This is a genomic window from Pedobacter namyangjuensis (genome assembly GCF_003313325.1).
GTDB classification, from domain to species: Bacteria; Bacteroidota; Bacteroidia; order Sphingobacteriales; family Sphingobacteriaceae; genus Pedobacter; species Pedobacter namyangjuensis.
Window position 1 is genome coordinate 417,777 of record NZ_QMHQ01000004.1, and the last position, 21,600, is coordinate 439,376.

Genomic DNA, 21,600 nt, shown 5'->3' on the forward strand with positions numbered 1-21,600 from the left:
ATTTAACATATGATTATAAAACTCAAGGTTAGTATCTGCACTACGCTTATTTTTCCTTTACTTTTTTTGTTTGCTGAAGAAACACCCCTTGAAAAACTAGTAAAGCACATATCAAAACTCACCTCCAGTTATCCACAAGAAAAAATTCATATCCACACAGATAAACCTTACTACGTGATGGGCGAAGAAATTTGGTTGAAGACATACTTAGTAACCGCAGAAAAAAATGAGCCTTCTTATTTGAGCAAGATATTGTACGTTGAGTTGGTTGACAAAAATAATGTAATAAGAAAAAAGCTTACTTTACCTGTAGAACATGGCCGGGCAAAAGGCAACATGCTTTTACTTGACTCTGTCTCCTCAGGTAACTTTAGGCTGAGAGCTTACACAAATTACATGCGTAACTTTGGCGAATCTTTCTTTTTTGAAAAACAGATAACAATAGGAAAAGTTGCGGAAGAAACTATAGCAAATAAACCCGCTTCAAAAAAGCCAGAATTAGACGTGCAATTTTTTCCAGAGGGAGGAAGCTTAGTTAACGAAATAAGAAGCAAAGTTGCCTTGAAAGCCTTAACCAATGACGGTTTGGGTGCTCAAATAACCGGTTACATTGAGAATCAAAATAAAGAAAAAGTAGCTACATTTGAAACCACACATGCGGGAATGGGTGTTTTTGCACTTTTGCCAAAACCGAACGAAAGCTATAACGCTGTGGTCTCGCTTCCCAATGGAGAAACTAAATTTTTTAAGCTTCCGCAAAGCAAAAATTCGGGTCAAACCTTAGCTGTAAATCTTCATAACGACGAAGTCTCTATTAAAATATCGAATAGTAAAAATCTGCTAAATCAAGATGAATTTTACGTTTTGGCGCAAGCCAATGGAGTAGTCTATACATCTTTCAAAAGCATTGCAGACAATCAAAATATAGTTACAACGATACCAAAATCTAGTTTCCCAAATGGTGTTGTACATTTTACATTATTTAATAAGGAATTTTTACCCCTAGCAGAGCGTTTAGTTTTTATAAATCATCAAAACACTTTAAAATTCGATTTAGAGAAACAAACCATTTCCGACACGTTGAATTCGAAGTCGGTATTAAATCTTTTTGTTACAGACGGCAACGCAAATGCGGTGGATGGCAATTTCTCCGTATCTGTTACAGATGCAGCAAAAGTTCCGATTGATGAGGACGATGAAACAACTATAATCTCAAACTTATTATTAACATCTGATTTACGCGGATATATTGAAAAACCAAATTACTATTTCAATAATATTAACGACGAAAAAGTGGCTCAACTTGATGCCTTAATGCTAACGCAGGGTTGGAGAAGATTTAATTGGAAGCAACTAACGGCATTTGAAGAACCAAAAATTTCTTACCGTCCAGAGCAAAGTTTAGAAATTACTGGAACGATAACCAACCTTGCCGGCAAACCTAAGGAAAATGCCAAAGTATCTGTCTTTTCGAACACCAAAGGATTTTCTTTTATGTTAGATACTCTTAGCGACGCAACGGGAAATTTTGTGTTTGATCGACTAGACATTCCAGATAGCGTTTCCCTGATTCTCCAATCAAAAGCTGAGAAGAACAATCCTAATGTAACCCTAAAGCTTAGACCCAATCCTTCGGTAGAAAACAATAAATTCCCAAACTTTAAAAAAGACCTCTCAGAATATGTCGCAGAAACTAAACTAATGTTTCAAGAACTTAACAAGCATAATTTACTACATAAAGCTATTCTGTTAAATACGGTAAAGATCGTTGGCAAAAAATATGATAAGTCTTTACTAAATGTTACAAATTCTGCTAACGCTTCTGGCGCTGCCGATGTGGTAGTAAAAAGTGATAAGCTACAGTACGAAACAAATATCCTTAATGCGCTTAGTAGAATCCCAGGTGTTTCAGTTAAAAACGGAATGGCAGTTAGAGCATCCAACAGAACGGTTTCCATTACGAGTTCTACTCCTCCACCAATGCTAATAGTTTACGATGGAGTTAAATTTGACCAGCTTCAAGATCCTAACTTTTTGTCAACTGTAAATCCTGCTGATATTGAGGGAATTGAAGTACTTATTTCTAATTACAATACCAGCATACATGGCCCTGATGGCTATTTCGGAATTATCTTCATCACCAGCAAACTTGGCAATTCTGCTTATAGAGATATTCGGACTAATACCCTTGGGTTAAAGAATTTTGGCTTTTCAGTAACAAAAGATTTTTACATACCAGCATACGAAAACCCTATGTTAACCGAGAAAATAAGGGATTTACGCAGTACAATTTATTGGAACCCAAATGTAGTTACAAATGTTGAAGGGCAAGCTTCGTTTAGTTTTTACAATGCCGAAAATCCTGGTTTGTATAGAGTAACAATTGAGGGAATGGACGCATTTGGGAATATTGGCCGAAAAGTTTTCACATACCAAGCGAAGTAGCGAAAAAGCATCGAATAATTATACCAACTAAATATTGATCTGTCATGCTTAAAATGAGAATCGGATTTTGGATGCTACTAGTTTTACAACTGATATCTTCAGTTAAAGCACAACAATTCAGTGCGATTGATATTAAATTAAAACATTTAGCAAAAGTCACATCTAATTATCCGCAAGAAAAAATTCATTTGCATTTTGATAAACCATACTATGTTGTGGGCGAAGATATTTGGTTTAAAGCTTATACCGTAACAGCCGAAAAAAATGAGCCTTCGCAATTGAGCAAAATACTCTACATTGATTTAATAGACCAGAACAAAGCCATTAGGAAATCCATAACCCTACCTTTAGAAAATGGTTTGGCTAAGGGCAATATTAATCTCGCAGATTCTTTAAACGAGGGAAATTACAGGATTAGGGCATACACCAATTACATGAGAAATTATGACAGTTCCTTCTTCTTTGAAAAAGCTATTGAAATTGGACATGTAGCAACCGAAAAAAAAACAATTGCAAAGCCCGAAAACAGCCTAAAATTTGATGCAATGTTTTTCCCGGAAAGTGGAAATCTTTTGGCCGGAGTAAGAAACAAAGTTGGCGTTAAAATAATTACCTCTAATGGCATTGGTGCTAACATGGAGGGTTACGTTGTAGATGAAAAAAATGATAAAGTAGCCTTTTTTAAAACTGAATATGCAGGAATGGGCGTTTTTGCATTTTCTCCACTAGAAAAAGAAACCTACAAAGCTGTTTTAACAACGGCAGATGGTAAAACCTCATCTTTTGCATTACCTCAAGTTTTAAGTTATGGATATAGTTTAAGTGTAAACAGCAACAATGAAAGTGTTCGTATTGGAGTATTTTGCAGCAAAAATCTAATTAATAGCGATGTTCATCTGGTAGCACAGGCAAACGGCGTAGTGCTTTCCACATTTACGGTAAAAATGGATAAGGCTGCTGTTGTGGCTAACATTCCGAAAATTATATTTCCAACGGGTATTGTGCAACTAACATTATTCGATGCAAATTTTGCCCCCATTGCCGAACGGTTGCTATTTGTTAACCACAATGACCAATTAAATATAGAATTATCAAATAGATATGAAAATGTTGCGCTGGGCAAAGCTCAAATCAGCTTAGAAGTTAAAGATAATCAGCGCAACAATATTGATGGTAGCTTTTCTGTAGCCGTAACCGATGTTAACAAAGTTGCAATAGATGAAAATGAGGAAACAACTATCCTTTCTAACCTTTTATTAACATCAGATTTGAAAGGTTACATCGAAAAACCTAATTACTACTTCAACAATGTTGATGAAAATAAATTAAGGCATTTAGACAATCTGATGCTTACGCAGGGCTGGAGAAGATTTACTTGGACGGATATAATTGCGCAGAAAGAACCAGAAATAAATTTCAGGCCTGAGCAAAGTTTCGAAATAACTGGAAAAATAACCGGCGTAAACAATAAACCAATCCCAAATGCGAAGGTTAATCTTTTTTCTACCACACCCGGATTAATACTCAACCTTGATACCATATCTGACGTAAAAGGCAATTTTGTTTTCGATAGGTTAGACATATCGGACAGCTCCTCTTTCATCCTGCAAGCAAAAACAGATAAAAATAGCAAAGCCATAAATTTAATTGCTATGCAAAAGCCTACTATCACTAATGAGATAAGAATAGGGAACACACTAGATATTGCCCCATATATTACCGCTACCAAAGAAAGATTTATAGAGCTAAGCAAATTTAACAAACTAGATAAAGGCATACTGCTAAAATCTGTAACCATAACCAGCGCCAAACCTAAAAGCAATTTAAATATCCTAAACTCTGCAAACACAAGCGGAGTTGCAGATTATGTTATTACGCAAGAAGATTTGGCTAAAGAAACAAGCATTATCTTCCCTATATCACGTGCTCCAGGTTGGCTAGGTTTAGCAAAAATGATAGCCGATGATCAGGTGGTTATCATAATAGACGGCATAGAAGTTCCAGGCTCTGAGCTTAGTGCAATCCCGATTCAAAAAATTGCTGGTATTGAGTTAGTTACGCGAAACTATAACCTTGCAATTTATGCTACCGGAAGAAAGAAGAGGATGTTTGTTACCACCAAATCTGGAAAAGCAAATTCTCCTCCGGCAACAAATACCGCTAACTTAAAAAACATAGGTCTTTCAGCAACAAAAGAGTTCTACTCGCCCAATTATGATAATCCAAAAACGGACAGACAAGCCAAAGATATGCGTAGCACAATTTATTGGAATCCAAATTTAAATACCGATATTACGGGAAAAGCATCTTTCAGTTTTTTTAATGCCAGCACGCCCGGAACTTACAGGATTGTTGTAGAAGGAATGGATAATTTTGGCAACCTTGGTAGAAAAGTTTTTAATTACGAAGTAAAGTAACCAATATATGAACACAATTGCAGTAACGGTAAAAGATCGTTTGGCTATAATTACACTTAATCGCGGTAAATCAAATTCTTTAAACAGAGAAATGGTTACCGAGCTTAAAGACATTTTACACAATATAGAAACCGACGAAAACATTGGTGGCGTTATTATAACCGGTAAAGAAAATTTCTTTTCTGCCGGCTTAGATCTAATCGAATTATACAATTATAACGAAGAAGAGGCACAAAGTTTCTGGCACTTGTTCTTAGCATTCGTAGCAAAAATTACGGCTTTTAAAAAGCCATTAGTTACTGCAATTAATGGCCATAGCCCCGCCGGTGGTTGTGTAATTGCCTTAGCTGCCGATATACGTGTTATGGCAGAAGGAAAATATATCATAGGCTTAAACGAAGTTCCGGTCGGTATTATCGTCCCTAATAGTATTTTTAATTTATATTCATTTTGGTTAGGCAAGGCCGATGCTACAAGAAGTTTGTTAGAGGGCAAACTCTTCTCCCCAGAAGAAGCGTTAGCTATTGGCTTGGTTGATGAAGTTGTTAAACCCGAAAGCATTTTAACGGCCGCAGAGAGAAGAGCTAGAAAGTATATGGCTTTTGAAAGCAATACCTGGTCGCAAAGCAAGCTGAATATTAGAAAAGATTTAATTGCCAGCACTAGTGCAGACCAATCGGCAGATTTAGAAAAAATGCTTAAACAATGGTGGTCGCCAAGTACCAGAGCTATTTTAAAAACCATTATTGATAGTTTGCAGAAAAAAGCATAAAACTTATACCGCTAAAAAACTAAATATTAATTACTAAAACCAATTAACAGTTATGTACAACCAACCGATGTTAAGGGATGATGCCTTAAAAGGTAAAACCATTGTGGTTACTGGTGGCGGCACCGGTTTGGGCAAAGCGATGGGCACCTACTTTTTAAAACTTGGCGCAAACTTGGTTATCACCAGCAGAAAAATAGATGTTCTGCAAAAAACAGCCGAAGAAATGGCTGCAGAAACTGGCGGGCAAGTTTTGGCTGTACAGTGTGATGTTCGAGATTATACACAAGTTGAAAATGTATTGGCTGAAACTATAAAAAAATTTGGCAAAGCCGATGCTTTACTCAACAACGCCGCCGGCAACTTTATCTCACCAACCGAAAGATTATCAGCCAATGCTTTTTCAAGTATTATAGATATCGTTTTAAAAGGAACGGTGAATTGTACGCTAGCTTTTGGCAAACATTGGATTGCTGAAAAACAACCTGCCAATATTCTAAACATTGTAACAACCTATGCTTTTACAGGTTCAGCCTACGTGGTTCCATCAGCTTGCGCAAAAGGTGGAGTTTTAGCAATGACACGCTCGCTAGCGGTTGAATGGGGAAAATATGGGATTCGCTCTAACGCGATAGCACCTGGCCCATTCCCCACCAAAGGTGCTTGGGACAGACTTTTGCCAGGTGATTTAGCGGAAAAATTCGACTTTAAAAATCGTGTTCCATTAAAAAGAGTTGGTGAAAATCAAGAATTAGCAAATTTGGCAGCATTTCTAATTAGCGATTTCTCTAGCTACATTAATGGTGAAGTGATAACTATTGATGGTGGAGAATGGTTACAAGGCGCTGGACAAATGAACGGCCTAGAAGCTATCCCATCAGAAATGTGGGATATGTTGGAGCAGATGACTAGATCGGCCAAAGGGAGTTAAGAAACTAATATAGTTAACAATAAAAATCCGCTAAATGAAAAAAGCGCTCCTCAACCTATTATTACTAATAGCGGTCCACTTAAATGCTAATTCGCAAACCACTACTATTGCCGATAAAATAGACGCATATAATAAGTCTTTTCCAATAGAGAAAATTTACCTCACCTTAGATAAACCTTACTACAGTGCAGGAGATACCTTGTGGTTTAAAAGTTATTTGCTAAATGCAGATTTCACGGCAACAAAAATATCTGCGAAAATATATGTAGAATTATTTAATGACAGCTTAAAACTGTTAGACAATAAAGTTATTGCGTTAAATAATGGCTTAGGTTATGGAGATTTTGAATTATCTAAAAGTTTACCCAATGGAACTTACACCATTAGAGCTTATAGCAACTGGCAACAAAATTTTGGTGATGACTATTTTTTCCAAAAAAGTATCTATATCGGCAATGCCCAAACCACAACCTGGCTTTTTGACTCTTATCAAAAATTTAATGCTAATTTAGATAACAACGAGTTAGACCTAAAACTGAGAATAAAAAATATTAACGGGGAACCTGCCGGATTAAAAGATGTTGAACTTTACTTAGAAAATGGAAATAAAAAGATTTCTAAGGCCAATTTGCAAACAAAAACAGATGGAACTTTAGAAACTAAAATACCAATATCAGATAAGCAGACATCTGGTAACTATAACGTAGTAATAAGTCAAAAAAACGATAAATCCAAAAGATATATTATTCCGGTAATATTAAAACCAGAAGATGCCGTTGATTTGCAATTTTTGCCTGAAGGTGGCCATATGGTAAACGGGATCTATGGAAAGGTTGCATTTAAGGCAGTAGGCTCGGATGGTCTAGGAAAGGAAATACAAGGAAAAATCGTTAATAGTAAAAACGAAACCCTTACAGGTTTTAAAACTACGCATAAAGGCATGGGTAGCTTTTTCTTGTTTCCAGAAAAAGGAGAAATTTACAGTGCTGTTCGAAGCATAAATGGCAAAGAAATTAAAACAACACTGCCTATTGCTAAATTAGAAGGAACAACTTTAAGAGTTGACCACCTATCAAATAAAGATTCCTTATACATCTATGTAAAAGCAAGCGAATTAAGCAGAAATGAAGGTTATAACTTGTTAATTCAAAAAGATAATGAACTAATATTCCAGATTAAGCTCAACTTACGTAACGGTTTTTCTACATTAAAACTTCCAAAAACTGAGTTGCCTGATGGAATAATTCATTTCACATTATTATCTCCTGCTACAATTCCGCTAAACGAACGTCATGCATTCGTAAATCATTCTCAAAATATAAATTTGGCTTTAGCCGGAAACTTTAATTACACATCTTTAGATAGTGTTGCATTAGAATTATCGGCAACAGATGAAAAAGGAACTCCCTTAACTGGTGCATTCGCGGTTACAGTAACTGATGATAAACAAGTTAAGCAAGATGAGTACGATAATAACATCATAAGCCATTTTTTGTTAAAAAGTTCTGTTAAAGGTAGTATAGAAAGTTCGGGGTGGTATTTCGAAAATAATTCATCAACCAGTCAAATTGCACTAGATCACTTGCTTTTAACGCAAGCTTGGGTTGGCTACAACTGGCAAGAAATAACACGACCGTTAACAGAGCCAAAATTTAAGGCAGAAAAAGATAATAAAATTGAAGGAAAAGTTACTGGCCTTTTTAATAAACCTCTAGAAGGTATAAAGGTAAATCTACTTTCTTTGGGTAGGGAAATTATGTTTGTTGATACACTGACAAATGCCAGCGGAAAGTTTTCATTTGGAGATATACCCTTGAGTGACAGCGTTTCTTATATGCTAAAAATCAAAAATCAAAAAGGTAAAACAGCAACGGGAACTATCATTGTAGATGATTTTGTTAGGGCGAAAGAGTTACCGTCGAAAGAGTTGCTAAAACCTTGGTACTTAAACGTAGACAGTACTTTTTTAAAAAATTTCAAATCTGCTGAAACTGAAATTAAACAGAAAGAACGTGCACAGAGCGTACGAACAGGCACCTTATTAAATGAAGTGATTATTAAAGGCCAAGCCAGATTAAAAGAAATTATTGTAAAAAATGCTTGGGACGCTAAATTTTTGAATGAAATTACCGAGGAGGATTTAAAAAAAGTTCCTCAAAAATTACTGAAAGACCTTTTATTGGAAAAATTTCCAAATTTTAATATCGGAAATTTTTGGTCCGATAGCTGTACAGGTAGACCTGGAAGGCATAGTTTTTCGAGCTTTAGAATAGGCAGTGCTTTATTATCTCATGTAATTATTGATAAAGTTAATACTAACCTCGTTGCATCTGGAACGGATGATAATTACCAAGTAACTGGAACAAGCCTGAGTTCAAAGGCAGGTGGTGGCATAGAACCTAATTACGGTCCAGCTGTGTTCGAAATTAATAATTACATATTCAATACGCTAACCGCAAGTGAAATTACAAATGTTACACTGTATAGAGGCTGTGTTTATTATTACCTCGATATAACAACCAGAGGCGGAAAAGGCCCATGGATCACGCCAACACCAGGAAGATACATTTTTCGGCCCCAACCAATTTATTTAGCTAAAGAGTTTTACAGTCCAAAATATGTTAACAAAGTTAGTCCGTTTCCAGATAACCGCTCTACAATTTTTTGGGATGCAAACATAGTTACCGATGAAAATGGCAAAGCGAAAATATCTTTTTATGCCGCGGATAGTCCTAGTACCTATACTGTAAAAATTGAAGGAACCGATTTAAATGGCAGGTTTGGATTTAAGAAATTTACATTAACCAATAGTAAGCCTACTGCCGGAAGTAAATAACATAAATGTTTGCGATGAAAAAATTCTGCCTAGTTTTTTCGGTTGTTGTAATGTTAATTCAAATTTCTGCAACAGCCCAAAAGCCAAATACCCTTGTCGAAAAAATAGCTACTTACAATAGCCTCTTACCAACCGAAAAAATTTATATCTCTACAGACAAGCCTTATTATAACGTGGGCGATACACTTTGGTTCAAAAGCATTCTTCTAAACGGAAATTTAGGTGTAAATAGTAAAACCGATAAAATTTATGTAGAGCTTTTTAACGATAGTTTGATGATGGTAGAAAGAAGATCCATAATGCTAAACAATGGTTTAGGTTATGGAGATTTCGCTCTGTCTGCAAAACTAAAAGAGGGTTCTTACTTGCTAAGAGCGTATAGCAATTGGCAACAAAATTTTGGAAGCGACTATTTTTTTCAAAAAAGTTTTTACATCGGTAATGCCGGAGAAAAAACTTGGCTTTTAGACGCTCACCAAAAATTAAACACTGCCGGTAAAAAAACACTCGACTTAAAAGTGCGAATCACCAATTTAAAAAACGAAGTTGCAGGTCTTAAAGATGTTGAAATTGTGCTGATGAATGATAAAAAAAAGTTGATGAAAGCAGATTTGCAAACCTCTCTACAAGGTTTAATAGAAACACAAATCCCTTTGGGAGAAAATAATATTAATGGAAATTACAGCCTAATAATTACGGATAAAAAAGACCGGTCCAGACAATCTGTCTTACCTATTAGCTTACAAGAAGTAGACGAAGTTGACCTCCAATTTATGCCAGAAGGCGGTTATATGGTTAACGGAATATTTGGCAAAGTAGCCTTTAAGGCTATCGGAGCCGATGGCCTAGGAAAAAATATTTCAGGAAGAATTGTAGATAGCAAAAACGAAACACGAGCAGAATTAAATGTTGGCCACAAAGGAATGGGCAACTTTTTTTTGTTACCCGTGAAAGGCGAAACCTACACTGCAATATATAATCTAAATGGCACAGAACATAAACAAACTCTTCCGGCAACTAAAGATGAGGGCACTACCCTACGTATAGACCACCTATCTAAAAGAGACTCGCTATATATTTACCTTAAAGCAAGTGAAAGCAAAAGGCTGAATGGTTACGAACTTTTTGCCCAATCTTCTGGAGAAACTATACTAAACGTAAAAATCAACCTAACACAGGGTTTTAGAACACTGAAATTACCCAAACTAGATTTTCCGGATGGTATTATTCATTTTACATTATTCTCGCCAGATGGCAGCCCTGTTAACGAACGCCATGTATTTATTAACCGAAAGCAATGGATGTACCTAAAGGTAGAGGCAAATAACACCAACTTTAAAACAAGAGATAGTATAAGTTTAAACTTAAAAGCGCTTACAGAAGCCGGCTTGCCTGCGAGTGGAAGTTTTTCGATAAGCGTTACCGATGATAGCCAGGTAAAAGTTGACAATGAAAGTAATATTGCCAGCTATTTTTTATTGCAGAGCGATTTAAAGGGAAATGTTGAGAATCCTTCGTGGTATTTTAAAGATGAGGACGCTTCTACATTATTGGCGCTAGACAATTTGTTGCTAACCCAAGCTTGGGTTGGCTATAATTGGAATACTACATTGACAGACAAACCAAGCCCAAAATTTAAAGCAGAAAAGGGAAATGAAATTAATGGACGGTTAACTAATTTACTTAAAAATCCTGTCCCAAATATCAATTTGACTTTGATGTCGTTAGGCAAAACAATTTTTCTAACAGATACAATTAGTAACAGCGATGGATATTTTAAGTTTAAGGATATTCCATTTATTGATAGCGCTGCCTACACCATTAAAATAAAAAACCAAAAAGGCAAAACATCTCTAGCAACAATAAATGTAGACGAGTTTACGCCTGCCAGTAAAATCACCTTCCTTTCACAAATTAAACCTTGGTATATAAATACGGATACTAGCATGCTCAACTATTACAAAAACAAGGAAATTCAAAAAAAGCCTATAGATGCATCGAAAATTAAACTAGAAGGCGAACGTTTAAAAGAAGTGGTAATTAAAGGGCAGGTAAGGCAAAAGGAAATTATGCAAACCCACGCGTGGGACGTAACCTTTTTGAAAAAAATAACCGAAGAAGAGCTTAAAAAAATTCCGAAAAAAACGCTATTGACGCTACTTTACGAAAAAATAGAAGGATTTACTATCGGAAATTTTTATGCCGATGGATGTTTTGGAACTGAACCGAGAGAAGTTAATGGAGTAGAGTTTCCTCCGGCCATGAGGCCTAGAAAACATGAATTTTCAAACTTTATGGTAGGGGCTAAACTGATATCGCATGTATTCATAGACAAAGTAAATACTCATATTTTAACTCAATGGGGCCATGATTATTACAATGAAAATCCATTCAATGTTAGCCGAACTGCTATGGAACCTGAGGTTTTCTTTATAAACCAGAGCATCTTTAACATTTTAACTGCTCAAGATATTGTAGATATTAATGTTTACCGTGGTTGTAACTCAGTTTTTCTTGATATAAAAACAAGAAGTGGCAAAGGGCCCTGGGTTATTACAACCCCAGGAGTATACGTGCATCGCCCGCAACCGATCTATTTTCCTAAAGAATTTTATAGTCCAAAATATATGCTGGCAAATAAAAATCAACCAGATTATCGTTCTACTATTTTTTGGGATGCCAATATAGTTACCGACGAAAATGGTAAGGCAAAAATATCATTTTATGCAGCAGATAAGCCGAGCACCTACACCGTTAAAATTGAAGGTACAGATTTAAATGGTCGATTTGGATTTAAATCGACTACAATTAGCATTCTCAACCCTCCTCAACCCGAGTAATTATCTATAAAAGTCCAGCTAAAATGGCCAATTTTATTTTTGCATATTTGCGCTGATGAAACTACCCGCCATAAAAGGTTTTAACGAAGAAGCATTTAACAAGTATTTAAAGAATACGGGCTTATTAATGCTTGGTCGCGTTGGTAGTTTGGCCATTAAAATGTTTGTGAGCATTAAAGTTGCCAACTATCTTTTAGGCTATAATAACGGCATCTTAACCTCTGCTATCACGTATGTGTACTTGTTTGCATCCATTGCCGGCTTAGGTCTCGATCAGTTTATAGTTAAAGAACTACATCAAAACCCAAGCAACAGAGATAAAATATTAGGCACAGCATTTTTACTAAAAGTGATGGCCGGTTTGGCATGCATACCTGCCATTTTTATGGCATGGCAACTTTATCCACTCGCTGATATTTCCTATCGAATTATATTTATACTTTCCTTTACAGGACTTTTTCAGTCCTTAACTGTGGTAGATGCTTATTTCCAATCTGAAGTAAAATCTAAATATATCATGCAAGTGCAGATTATTGGCAACCTAATATCTGCAGTAATAAAAATTACGCTAATCTTTACCAGTTCTCCGCTAATTTATTTCGTTTTCTCCTATATATTCGACATCCTGCTACTTTCAATTGGATATTTTGCTGTTTACCAGCGTAAAGGGAGATCAATTTTTAATTGGGGCTTTGATGGCAAATTAGCTAAGAAACTTCTACATTATTCTTGGCCATTGATTATTTCCGGCATAATGGTTTCGGTTTACATGAAAATAGATCTATTGATGCTAAAAGAGATTCTGGGCGAAAAAGGAACCGCCGAAGCTGGTGTTTATGCAACTGCAGTAAGTTTTAGCGAAGCCTTAAATTTCGTACCTGTAGCTATCGTTTCTTCACTTTTCCCAGCAATATTAAATGCTCGCAGAGACGACGCAGAGCGATATAAAAAACGCTTACAAAACCTTTACGATTTAATGGTTTGGATGAGTTTGGCTTTTGCAATTTTCGTAACATTTGCCTCGCCAATTATTTACAAACTTTTCAAACCAGAATTTGCTACCGCTGCACCTGCTTTATCCATACACGTTTGGGGAAGTATTTTTGTGTTTTTAGGGGTGGCAAGTGGCCAGTACCTAATTGCCGAAGGCTACAGCAAACTAACTTTTATCAGAACCGGCGTTGGCGCCTTAATCAACATCATCCTAAACCTACTTTTAATACCAAAAATGGGCATGATAGGGACAGCAATTGCTACGGTGATAGCCTACTTCTCGGCAGCATTTATGGTATTACTTATTCCTAAAACCAGACCACAGGGAATAATGATGTTAAAATCATTATTTTTGATCACTGCATTTCAAAAAATTATAAAACGTTGAGCAAACTTAAAGCATTAGCAACATTAATTGGCAAACCTAAAAGGCTTGCTGCACTACTATCTTATGGCCACAAAGGCTATTTATCAACTATCGGATGGTTTACTGCGTTTGATAATCACCAAGCTGTAGATGCTAACAACCAACCAATACCCTGGGTTACTTATTCATTCATAGATTTTATAAAAACTCGACTAAATAACAATCTTTCCATTTTTGAGTATGGCTCTGGAAATTCAACTTTGTTTTATGCCAAAAACGTAAAAAAAGTAGTTTCTGTAGAACATGATAAAGCGTGGTACGATAGAATTGTAAAAGAAAAAGCGAGCAATGCGGAAATGATTTTCACGGCTTTAGAGCGTGGCGGCGAATACAGTAAAAAAGCTACACTTTTAGGCGAAAAATTTGACATCATTATTGTTGATGGTCGCGACCGAGTAAATTGTTGCATTAATAGTATAAATGCTTTAACTGAAAGCGGTGTATTAATTTTAGACGATTCGGAAAGAGAAGTTTATCAAAAAGCAAGAACATTTTTAATCGAAAAAGGGTTTAAAGAATTACCTTTTACAGGTATATCGCCAGGATTGTTCTACAACAAAACAACCTCTGTATTTTATAAAGCCGATAACTGTTTAGGAATCTAACAAACATTTAACATGCAGAATTTCGCACCAATTGCACTTTTCGTTTACAATAGACCGAAACATACCGAAAGAACGATTAAATTTTTACAACAGAACGAATTAGCAACTGAAAGCAGACTTTTCATTTTTTCTGATGGTGCAAAAACGGCAGATGATGAAGAGAAAGTAAAGGCCGTTCGCGAATATATTAAAGATGTTGATGGTTTTAAATCTGTAGAAGTTATCGAAAGCAGTACCAATTTGGGCTTGGCAAACTCGGTAATTGCGGGTGTAACAAAACTTACAGAAACTTATGGTCAGGTTATTGTTTTTGAAGATGATTTGATTTCATCACCGTATACGCTAACGTATTTTAACGAGGCTTTAAATCGCTATCGCAATGAGGAAAAAGTAATGCATATTGGCGCTTACATGTATGTTTTAGATGATAAAAATTTACCTGAAAGTTTCTTTTATAGAGCTGCTACAAGCTGGGGATGGGCAACTTGGTCAAGTGCTTGGCAAAGCTTTGAGCCAAATATAGACAAGTTAATGAGCAAATTTGACGCAAGGAGAAAGCGAGAATTTGCTATTGATGACACCATGAATTTTTGGAAACAAATGAAAGATTTCAAAAATGGAAAGAATAATTCATGGGCTATTCGTTGGTATGCTTCTATCTTTTTAAAAGGTGGATTAACTTTAAATCCAGCTCAATCCTTAGTAAACAACATTGGCCACGATGGAACTGGCATACATTCTGGAATGAATGATATCTACAATGTAATCATCAACCCAAAACCTATTACGCAGTTTCCAACAATAATTGAAGAAAACGCAAAAGCTTACGAATCAATAAAGCGTTTTCTAAAGGATAGGAAAGGTAGCATAATGCAACGTATCAATAGGTTTGTCAGAGAAAAACTGAATAAATATTTCGGCAAATAATCCTTGTACACACTGTTTTCTTCTTAATAAATCCTTAATTTCATTTCGCAAATCAAGCGTATGAAAATCATCCACTTTGTGTTATTTTTTTTGGTATCTGTTAAAGCTTTTGCCCAACCGGCTCCAAAACCTTATGGTGCAATTCCTTCACAAAGGCAATTAGCTTGGCATAATATAGAGCTTTATGGTTTGGTGCATTTTACGCCAACTACTTTCGAAAATAAAGAATGGGGCTATGGCGATGCAGACCCGAAAACTTTCAATCCTACAAATTTCGATGCGGAGCAAATTGTAAAATCAGCTAAGGCTGGCGGTTTAAAAGCAATCATTTTGGTAGCCAAACATCACGATGGTTTTGCACTATGGCCTACAAAAACCACAGAATATAATATTACCAAAAGTCCGTTTAGAAATGGCAAAGGCGATTTAGTGAAAGAAATGGAACTTGCTGCTCGTAAACACGGACTTAAATTTGGCATTTATTGCTCGCCGTGGGATAGAAACAATACAAGTTACGGAACAGATAGCTATTTGAAAATTTACCAAGCGCAACTTAGAGAACTTTACACCAATTACGGCGAATTGTTTATGAGTTGGCACGATGGCGCAAACGGTGGCGATGGGTATTATGGTGGCGCAAAAGAAAAAAGATCTATAGATAATACCACTTATTACGATTGGAAAAACACTTGGCAAATTACTAGAAACCTGCAACCAATGGCAAACATTTTTAGCGATGTTGGTTTAGACGTACGTTGGGTTGGTAACGAAGATGGTTTTGCCGCCGACACAAGCTGGGCTACGTTTACGCCAATGCCTCCTGATGGAAAAAATGTGGCAGTTCCAGGTCAGGCAAATTACCCGCAAAGCCCAGCCGGAATTAAAAATGGCAAATTTTGGATGCCTGCAGAATGTGATGTTCCGTTAAGAAAGGGTTGGTTTTTTCATGCAAACGAAAAGCCTAAAAGCCCCGAAAAACTATTCGAACTATATCTAAAAAGTGTTGGGCGTGGCGCAGGTTTAGACCTAGGTTTAGCACCAAATACTGCCGGTATAATAAACGATGACGATGTAAATACATTGAGTGTTTTTGGCGAAATACTTAATAAAACTTTTGCTTCCAACTTATTAATTGGCGCTAAAATAACAGCATCTAATACCAGAGGCAACAAATACATGCCAACTAATTTAATAAGCGAAAATTCACAAAATTACTGGGCTACTACAGATGATGTTCATCAAGCAACGCTAAGCCTAGATTTAAAAAAAGAATCTACTTTTGATATAATTAGCTTGCAAGAATTTATCGCCCTTGGCCAAAGAATAGATAGTTTTACTATTGACGTTTACGAACAGGAAAAATGGCGACAAGTTTACGCCGGAGCAAGCATAGGAGCAAAACGTTTGATAAAATTAAGCCAAGTTGCTAAAAGCAATAAGGTTCGTATAAAAATTAAAGCGCCAGTTTGTATTGCTTTAAGCAAAATTGGACTTTACAAATATGCAGGTTAATAACCCCAGTGCCTATTCGTATTTTTATTAGCTTCTTCTTTTAACTTATTGATTTGCGCCATCACCGTATCTAGCTTTGCTTTATATTGTGGAACATCGTCTGCCGCTTCCAAGTAGAGTATTTTTGTGAACTCTAATGTCTTATCCGTTATTTTTTCATAGTATTTACGAACTAAAGCATGTTCTTCATTTAGTTGCAAAACATTCATTTGTTTAACTATCTGCCTGTTCCGTTCCCAAACTTTAATTCCATAATCGTTTACTCGCCTTAACCTTTCCTCACTTGTTAAACGCATACTTATGCTGTAAACACCTGCATAGTCTTTAGAATTTTGTTTAAAAGCTCTTTCTAACGCAAAAAATTTCTTCGGTTCGTAATTGGTTGTAAAAGTTAATACGGTAGCAGCAAACACCAGAACAACGACTATTGCAGAAGCGAACCTAAAATATACTTGTAAAACTATTCTTTCTGTAATCAGTATAAAGCATATTAGAAATCCAGATGTTATTCCGCCTACATGTGCCCAATTATCAGTATTACCACGTAAGCCATTAATTAACATTAGGGCACAAACTAACACGGTGCTAACAAGCATTGCCCTACTTGCATTTTTTTCGAATGCGTTATTTGATAAAAGAGCCAAAAAAGCGCCAAATAATCCTAAAATAGCACCAGATGCACCAATCGAATAATTCAACTCGTGAAAAATAATACTTAATAAACCACCGCAAATACCGCTTAATACATATACAGCTATATACTTGGTTGATTTAAGTTTATGTTCTACCATTAAACCGATATAGGCTAATGCATACATGTTAAAAAACAAATGCAATAACGAACCATGTAAAAATTGATGGGTTATTAATCTCCAAACTTGACCTTTTAAAACAAGCTCTCTGCTGTTAGCACCGAAGTAGGATGGAACTTTCTCTATCAATTCGTAAGAAGCTCCTGATTTATACAACATTCTATAAATAAATACTGATCCAAAGGCAAACATGCCATAGGCGATGATATTTAAGATAATCAAAATAGGCGTAACAAAATACCCCTTACGCGGATAAAACAGATAAAGCACATTTTTTATTTTGTTCTTTACTGTTAAAGGTGCCTTTTCAAAATACTCATCGTCTTGCGTGGCAACAAATTCATGAAAGCTGTTCAAAATTTCCTCCCAAATATCTTTTAAATGATATTCTACGTACTCAAACTCATGGAAGAACTTTTCCAAGTTGGCATCATTTTTTCCGTAATCATTAAAAAACATTTGTATGCCAATACATTCGCTTTTAACCAAGGCAAAATTGTCCGTTATCCTAACAGAAATCTCCTCGCTGTAAGATTGGAATGATAACGGTGTGTAGGCAATGATACCACTCGCTGAAATGTGACTGAGTTTCCAACCTAAATTCTCAATCGCCTGTTTAGCAATTACCAAATACTTATCTGTCGGAAAATCTCCTAACGGTATATATTTTTCAATTTTCGGAGAGTAACCCCAGCTAATGGACATATCGTTAATTTGAGTTAGAGTATATTTTACAGCTACTATTGCAGTTATAAATTTTGCCTACTTTTTAGCAGTTAACACGATATACGGAGATAGTCCCTTACTTTCAAAAGGGATTATTTTCGTTAAAACCTTTCCGGCAAACCAAACCGTTTTCTTAAACAACCTTACCCCTATTGATTTTTGCTTTTCGTTCTCCAACCAAATGCTAAAGCCACCAAAATAGCCAGCTTTTACTTCCTTTAGACCCGCTCTTTTGCAAATATCAGCTAGCAAGGCTGGATTCATGCTCTCGATATTGTGCTTGTCATAATTTTCTTTATCAAATTTCTTCTGAAACCAGCCGTTAACAGCGGTAAAATTTGGCAAGGTTATAAACAGCGTCCCACCCGGTTTTAAGAATGCGATGTGTCGTTTAATAATATCTTCGGTGTCTAAAAAATGTTCTATCAATCCACACGAGAGAACTAAATCATATGTGTTTTCTGGCTCGTATTTAAACAAATCTGTTTCTATAACTTTAATATCGCCCTTGGCCAAACCGTTAGTTTGTAATAATTGATGTGTGATCGGTGGATGAACAAAATAATCCAGTAACGTTACATCCAAATTTAGATATCGCTTTAAAAAAACCGCATAATACCCTGGAAAACCACCAAGTTCAATCGCCGTTTTTACATTTTGTTTTGATACTATATCCGCCAGTTGGCGATGAAATAAATAATTCGCAGGTATGTTAACCGATAAATCAGTTTTACTCTCCCAATATTTTACCCAAAAATCTCTGTCGGTTAAAAGGTTATCCATAGTTTAGCAAAGAAACATAAAGAATAGCAAAAAATAAAAGGTTTAAATTATATTGCTTACTGTGCCTTCAATTATTAAATAAGCAAACTATTTTTCAATTTAACAATTATTAACAATTTGGTTTGTACGAATAAAATGTATTTTTGGTTGATTTGAAAGTTGTACACCTAAATACTTACGATGGAAATGGAGGCGCCGGCAGAGCTTGCCTTCGTCTTAGCGATGCGCTAAACGAAAATGGCGTACAGTCTGAAGTTATAGTTTACTACAAGTTCGGAAAAAACAGCAAAGTATCTTCTTTTACAAATGGCATTTTCGCTAAAGCCATGGCGGTTTTCAATATCATGGCAGAACGCTACTTAGCTAAAATACTTGTTAAAGCAGTTAAAACTCCTTTCTCGTTGCAATGGTTTGGTAAGTCTATTATAAACCATCCAAAGCTAAAAGAAGCAGATGTAATTCATTTGCATTGGGTAAATCATGGTTTTCTAACTCCAAAGTTTTTAGCAGAGCTAGATGAATTGGAAAAACCGGTGGTTTGGACTTTTCATGATAGTAACGCCTTTACTGGAGGTTGCCACGTACGTTATACCTGCGAGAATTTTCATCAACAATGCGGCAATTGCCCTGTGTTACGTTTAAGTGGTAAAACAGATATTTCAAACAAGAATTGGTTACGCAAACAAAAGGCCTATTCTGAATTTAACTTTCATATTGTTGCGCCAAGTAATTGGATGGCAAATTCTGTAAAACAAAGTAGCTTACTAGGTATTAGAAATGTTTCTGTTGTACCTAACACGATAGAAATTGACGTATTTAAACCTTATGTTAAGGCTGAGGCGAAACAGATTTTAAAGATCCCAGCAAATCATTTTGTGTTAATGAGTGGATTTATGCCATCTAAAAATGATAAGCATAAAGGAACACAATATTTAATTGATGCGCTTAATGAGTTAGCTCGCAGACCTGAAATACCTAACGAACAAATTGAATTGGTAATTTTCGGTAACAAGGATGAAAAAAATATGCCTGAGTTTCCTTTTAAAACAACTTTTTTAGGCACGATTAATAAAGATGAGCATTTAGCAAAATGCTACGCAGCGGCAGATGCATTTATAACGCCATCTTTAGAAGATAATTTACCAAATACCGTAATGGAAAGCTTGGCCTGTGCAACGCCGGTAATCGCCTTTAAAACGGGTGGAATTCCGGATATGGTGTCGCACTTGCAAAATGGCTATCTGGCAGATTATAAATCATCTACCGATTTAGCTGACGGAGTTGAATGGCTTTTTTTACATGAAGACAAAGAAGCCGTACAAAAAGAAGCTCGTAGAACGATATTAAATCGCTTTGCGCCAGCTGTAATTGCTACACAACACGAAGAAATTTATCAAACCTTAATAAACGCATTGCCTAAATGACGATAAATCCTAAACTAAGCGTTATTACAATCGTTTATAACAATGTAAAAGACATCGAGCGAACAATGCTTTCAGTGTTGGATCAAACTTATGCTAACATCGAGTATATTTTAATTGATGGAAATTCTACAGATGGCACTAAAGATATAATTTATAAATACAAAAATCGTATAGCACAATTTATCTCAGAACCTGATAAAGGCATTTACGACGCTATGAATAAAGGACTTTCACTAGCGACTGGCGACTACGTATTGTTTATGAATTCCGGCGACGAAATTTATGCATCAGACACCGTTGAAAATGTTTTCTCCTCTGCGCCATCGGGCGATATTTATTATGGGGAAACCGAAATGTTCGATGAAAATTGGAATAGTTTAGGTCAGCGTAGACACCGAGCACCAGAACATTTCGACTGGCATAGCTTTAAATTTGGCATGAATGTTAGCCATCAGGCGATTTACATCAAACGTAGTTTAACACAGCCTTACGATCTTAAATATAAATATAGTTCCGATATCGATTGGATTTTAAAAGCTGCCAAAAAATCGTCGAACATTGTAAATACTCACATCTATGTTGCCAAATATCTTGTTGGTGGCATTTCTAAGAAAAAACATCTAGCTAGCTTAAAAGAGCGTTTTAAAATACTGAGCCATTATTATGGCTTCATCCCAAATTTGCTCAATCATGCCTTCATTGCGCTTAACCTAGCGCAGTATTTTGTAAGACATCGCAGAACCAACGACTAGGTTATTATTTGGGATTTTGTTAGCTGAATAAAAATCTCATTGTTCTATCCAATAAATCACTTTTACAGCAAATCAACTTGGAAAATATCCTATCAAGTATATATAGTCAATAAATTCAGCTTATTGGACCATTAGATTTAATTTTGCTAGACTCAATGGGATTTAGCTTCATTTCCTAGGACTGAATTATCAACTAGTTTTAAATAATTTATATGTTAACGCCGAAACTAATATTGGATTATGCCTTCGGCAGCGAACTACGGGAAGGCCGCTGCAAATGCCGGGGCATGGCGGTCTTGGTGCGTTCGGTTCTCGGGACTTGATCACCGTTCCGGTCGGTCCGGACTGCCGTAAACAAGGAAAGCCCCACCACTTCCGTGATGGGGCTTCCTTTAAGGTTT

At 36.0% G+C, this 21,600-nt stretch carries 14 protein-coding genes; 12 read left to right on the plus strand and 2 right to left on the minus strand.

All coding sequences use genetic code 11. The features are described from left to right. Positions 1-9 precede the first annotated feature (9 nt). From DUT69_RS17505 to DUT69_RS17550, 10 genes are read left to right on the plus strand one after another with little or no spacing between them, the layout of a single operon-like run. Complete coding sequence (locus DUT69_RS17505) at positions 10-2,445, plus strand: TonB-dependent receptor plug domain-containing protein (protein WP_113654552.1); 2,436 nt, start codon at positions 10-12, stop codon at positions 2,443-2,445. A gap of 53 nt (positions 2,446-2,498) precedes the next feature. Further along, complete coding sequence (locus DUT69_RS17510) at positions 2,499-4,862, plus strand: carboxypeptidase-like regulatory domain-containing protein (RefSeq protein WP_113654553.1); 2,364 nt, start codon at positions 2,499-2,501, stop codon at positions 4,860-4,862. Positions 4,863-4,869: 7 nt separating this feature from the next. Beyond that, a complete protein-coding gene (locus DUT69_RS17515) occupies positions 4,870-5,634 on the plus strand; it encodes an enoyl-CoA hydratase/isomerase family protein (protein ID WP_113654554.1) in 765 nt (254 codons plus the stop codon). Between the two features lie 52 nt (positions 5,635-5,686). Next, positions 5,687-6,562, plus strand: a complete 876-nt coding sequence (locus tag DUT69_RS17520; RefSeq protein WP_113654555.1) for an SDR family oxidoreductase — start codon at positions 5,687-5,689, stop codon at positions 6,560-6,562. 34 nt (positions 6,563-6,596) lie between these two features. After that, entirely contained in the window at positions 6,597-9,398 is a 2,802-nt protein-coding gene (locus DUT69_RS17525) for a hypothetical protein (RefSeq protein WP_113654556.1), read from the plus strand. Positions 9,399-9,412: 14 nt separating this feature from the next. Then, positions 9,413-12,238 (plus strand): hypothetical protein, encoded by a 2,826-nt coding sequence (locus DUT69_RS17530; protein WP_113654557.1) that lies wholly within the window; start codon positions 9,413-9,415, stop codon positions 12,236-12,238. 55 nt (positions 12,239-12,293) lie between these two features. Next, on the plus strand, positions 12,294-13,619 hold the full coding sequence (locus DUT69_RS17535; RefSeq protein WP_113654558.1) for a flippase: 1,326 nt from the start codon (positions 12,294-12,296) through the stop codon (positions 13,617-13,619). Then, a complete protein-coding gene (locus tag DUT69_RS17540) occupies positions 13,616-14,263 on the plus strand; it encodes a class I SAM-dependent methyltransferase (protein WP_113654559.1) in 648 nt (215 codons plus the stop codon). Before DUT69_RS17535 ends, DUT69_RS17540 begins: the two co-directional genes overlap by 4 nt. Positions 14,264-14,275: 12 nt before the next feature. Beyond that, positions 14,276-15,190: a glycosyltransferase gene (locus DUT69_RS17545; protein ID WP_113654560.1), complete on the plus strand. Its 915-nt coding sequence runs from the start codon at positions 14,276-14,278 to the stop codon at positions 15,188-15,190. Between the two features lie 60 nt (positions 15,191-15,250). Further along, positions 15,251-16,702: an alpha-L-fucosidase gene (locus tag DUT69_RS17550; RefSeq protein WP_113654561.1), complete on the plus strand. Its 1,452-nt coding sequence runs from the start codon at positions 15,251-15,253 to the stop codon at positions 16,700-16,702. On the opposite strand, the gene DUT69_RS17555 is transcribed toward DUT69_RS17550, so the two are convergent. Then, positions 16,699-18,219: a rhomboid family intramembrane serine protease gene (locus DUT69_RS17555; protein WP_113654562.1), complete on the minus strand. Its 1,521-nt coding sequence runs from the start codon at positions 18,217-18,219 to the stop codon at positions 16,699-16,701. The genes DUT69_RS17550 and DUT69_RS17555 overlap by 4 nt on opposite strands. Before the next feature lie 57 nt (positions 18,220-18,276). After that, complete coding sequence (locus DUT69_RS17560) at positions 18,277-19,023, minus strand: class I SAM-dependent methyltransferase (RefSeq protein ID WP_113654563.1); 747 nt, start codon at positions 19,021-19,023, stop codon at positions 18,277-18,279. Positions 19,024-19,166: 143 nt separating this feature from the next. Here DUT69_RS17560 and DUT69_RS17565 point away from each other — a divergent pair, with 143 nt between their 5' ends. Next, a complete protein-coding gene (locus tag DUT69_RS17565) occupies positions 19,167-20,447 on the plus strand; it encodes a glycosyltransferase (protein ID WP_240186752.1) in 1,281 nt (426 codons plus the stop codon). Beyond that, positions 20,444-21,199, plus strand: a complete 756-nt coding sequence (locus DUT69_RS17570) for a glycosyltransferase family 2 protein (protein WP_113654564.1) — start codon at positions 20,444-20,446, stop codon at positions 21,197-21,199. Before DUT69_RS17565 ends, DUT69_RS17570 begins: the two co-directional genes overlap by 4 nt. Positions 21,200-21,600: the final 401 nt, after the last annotated feature.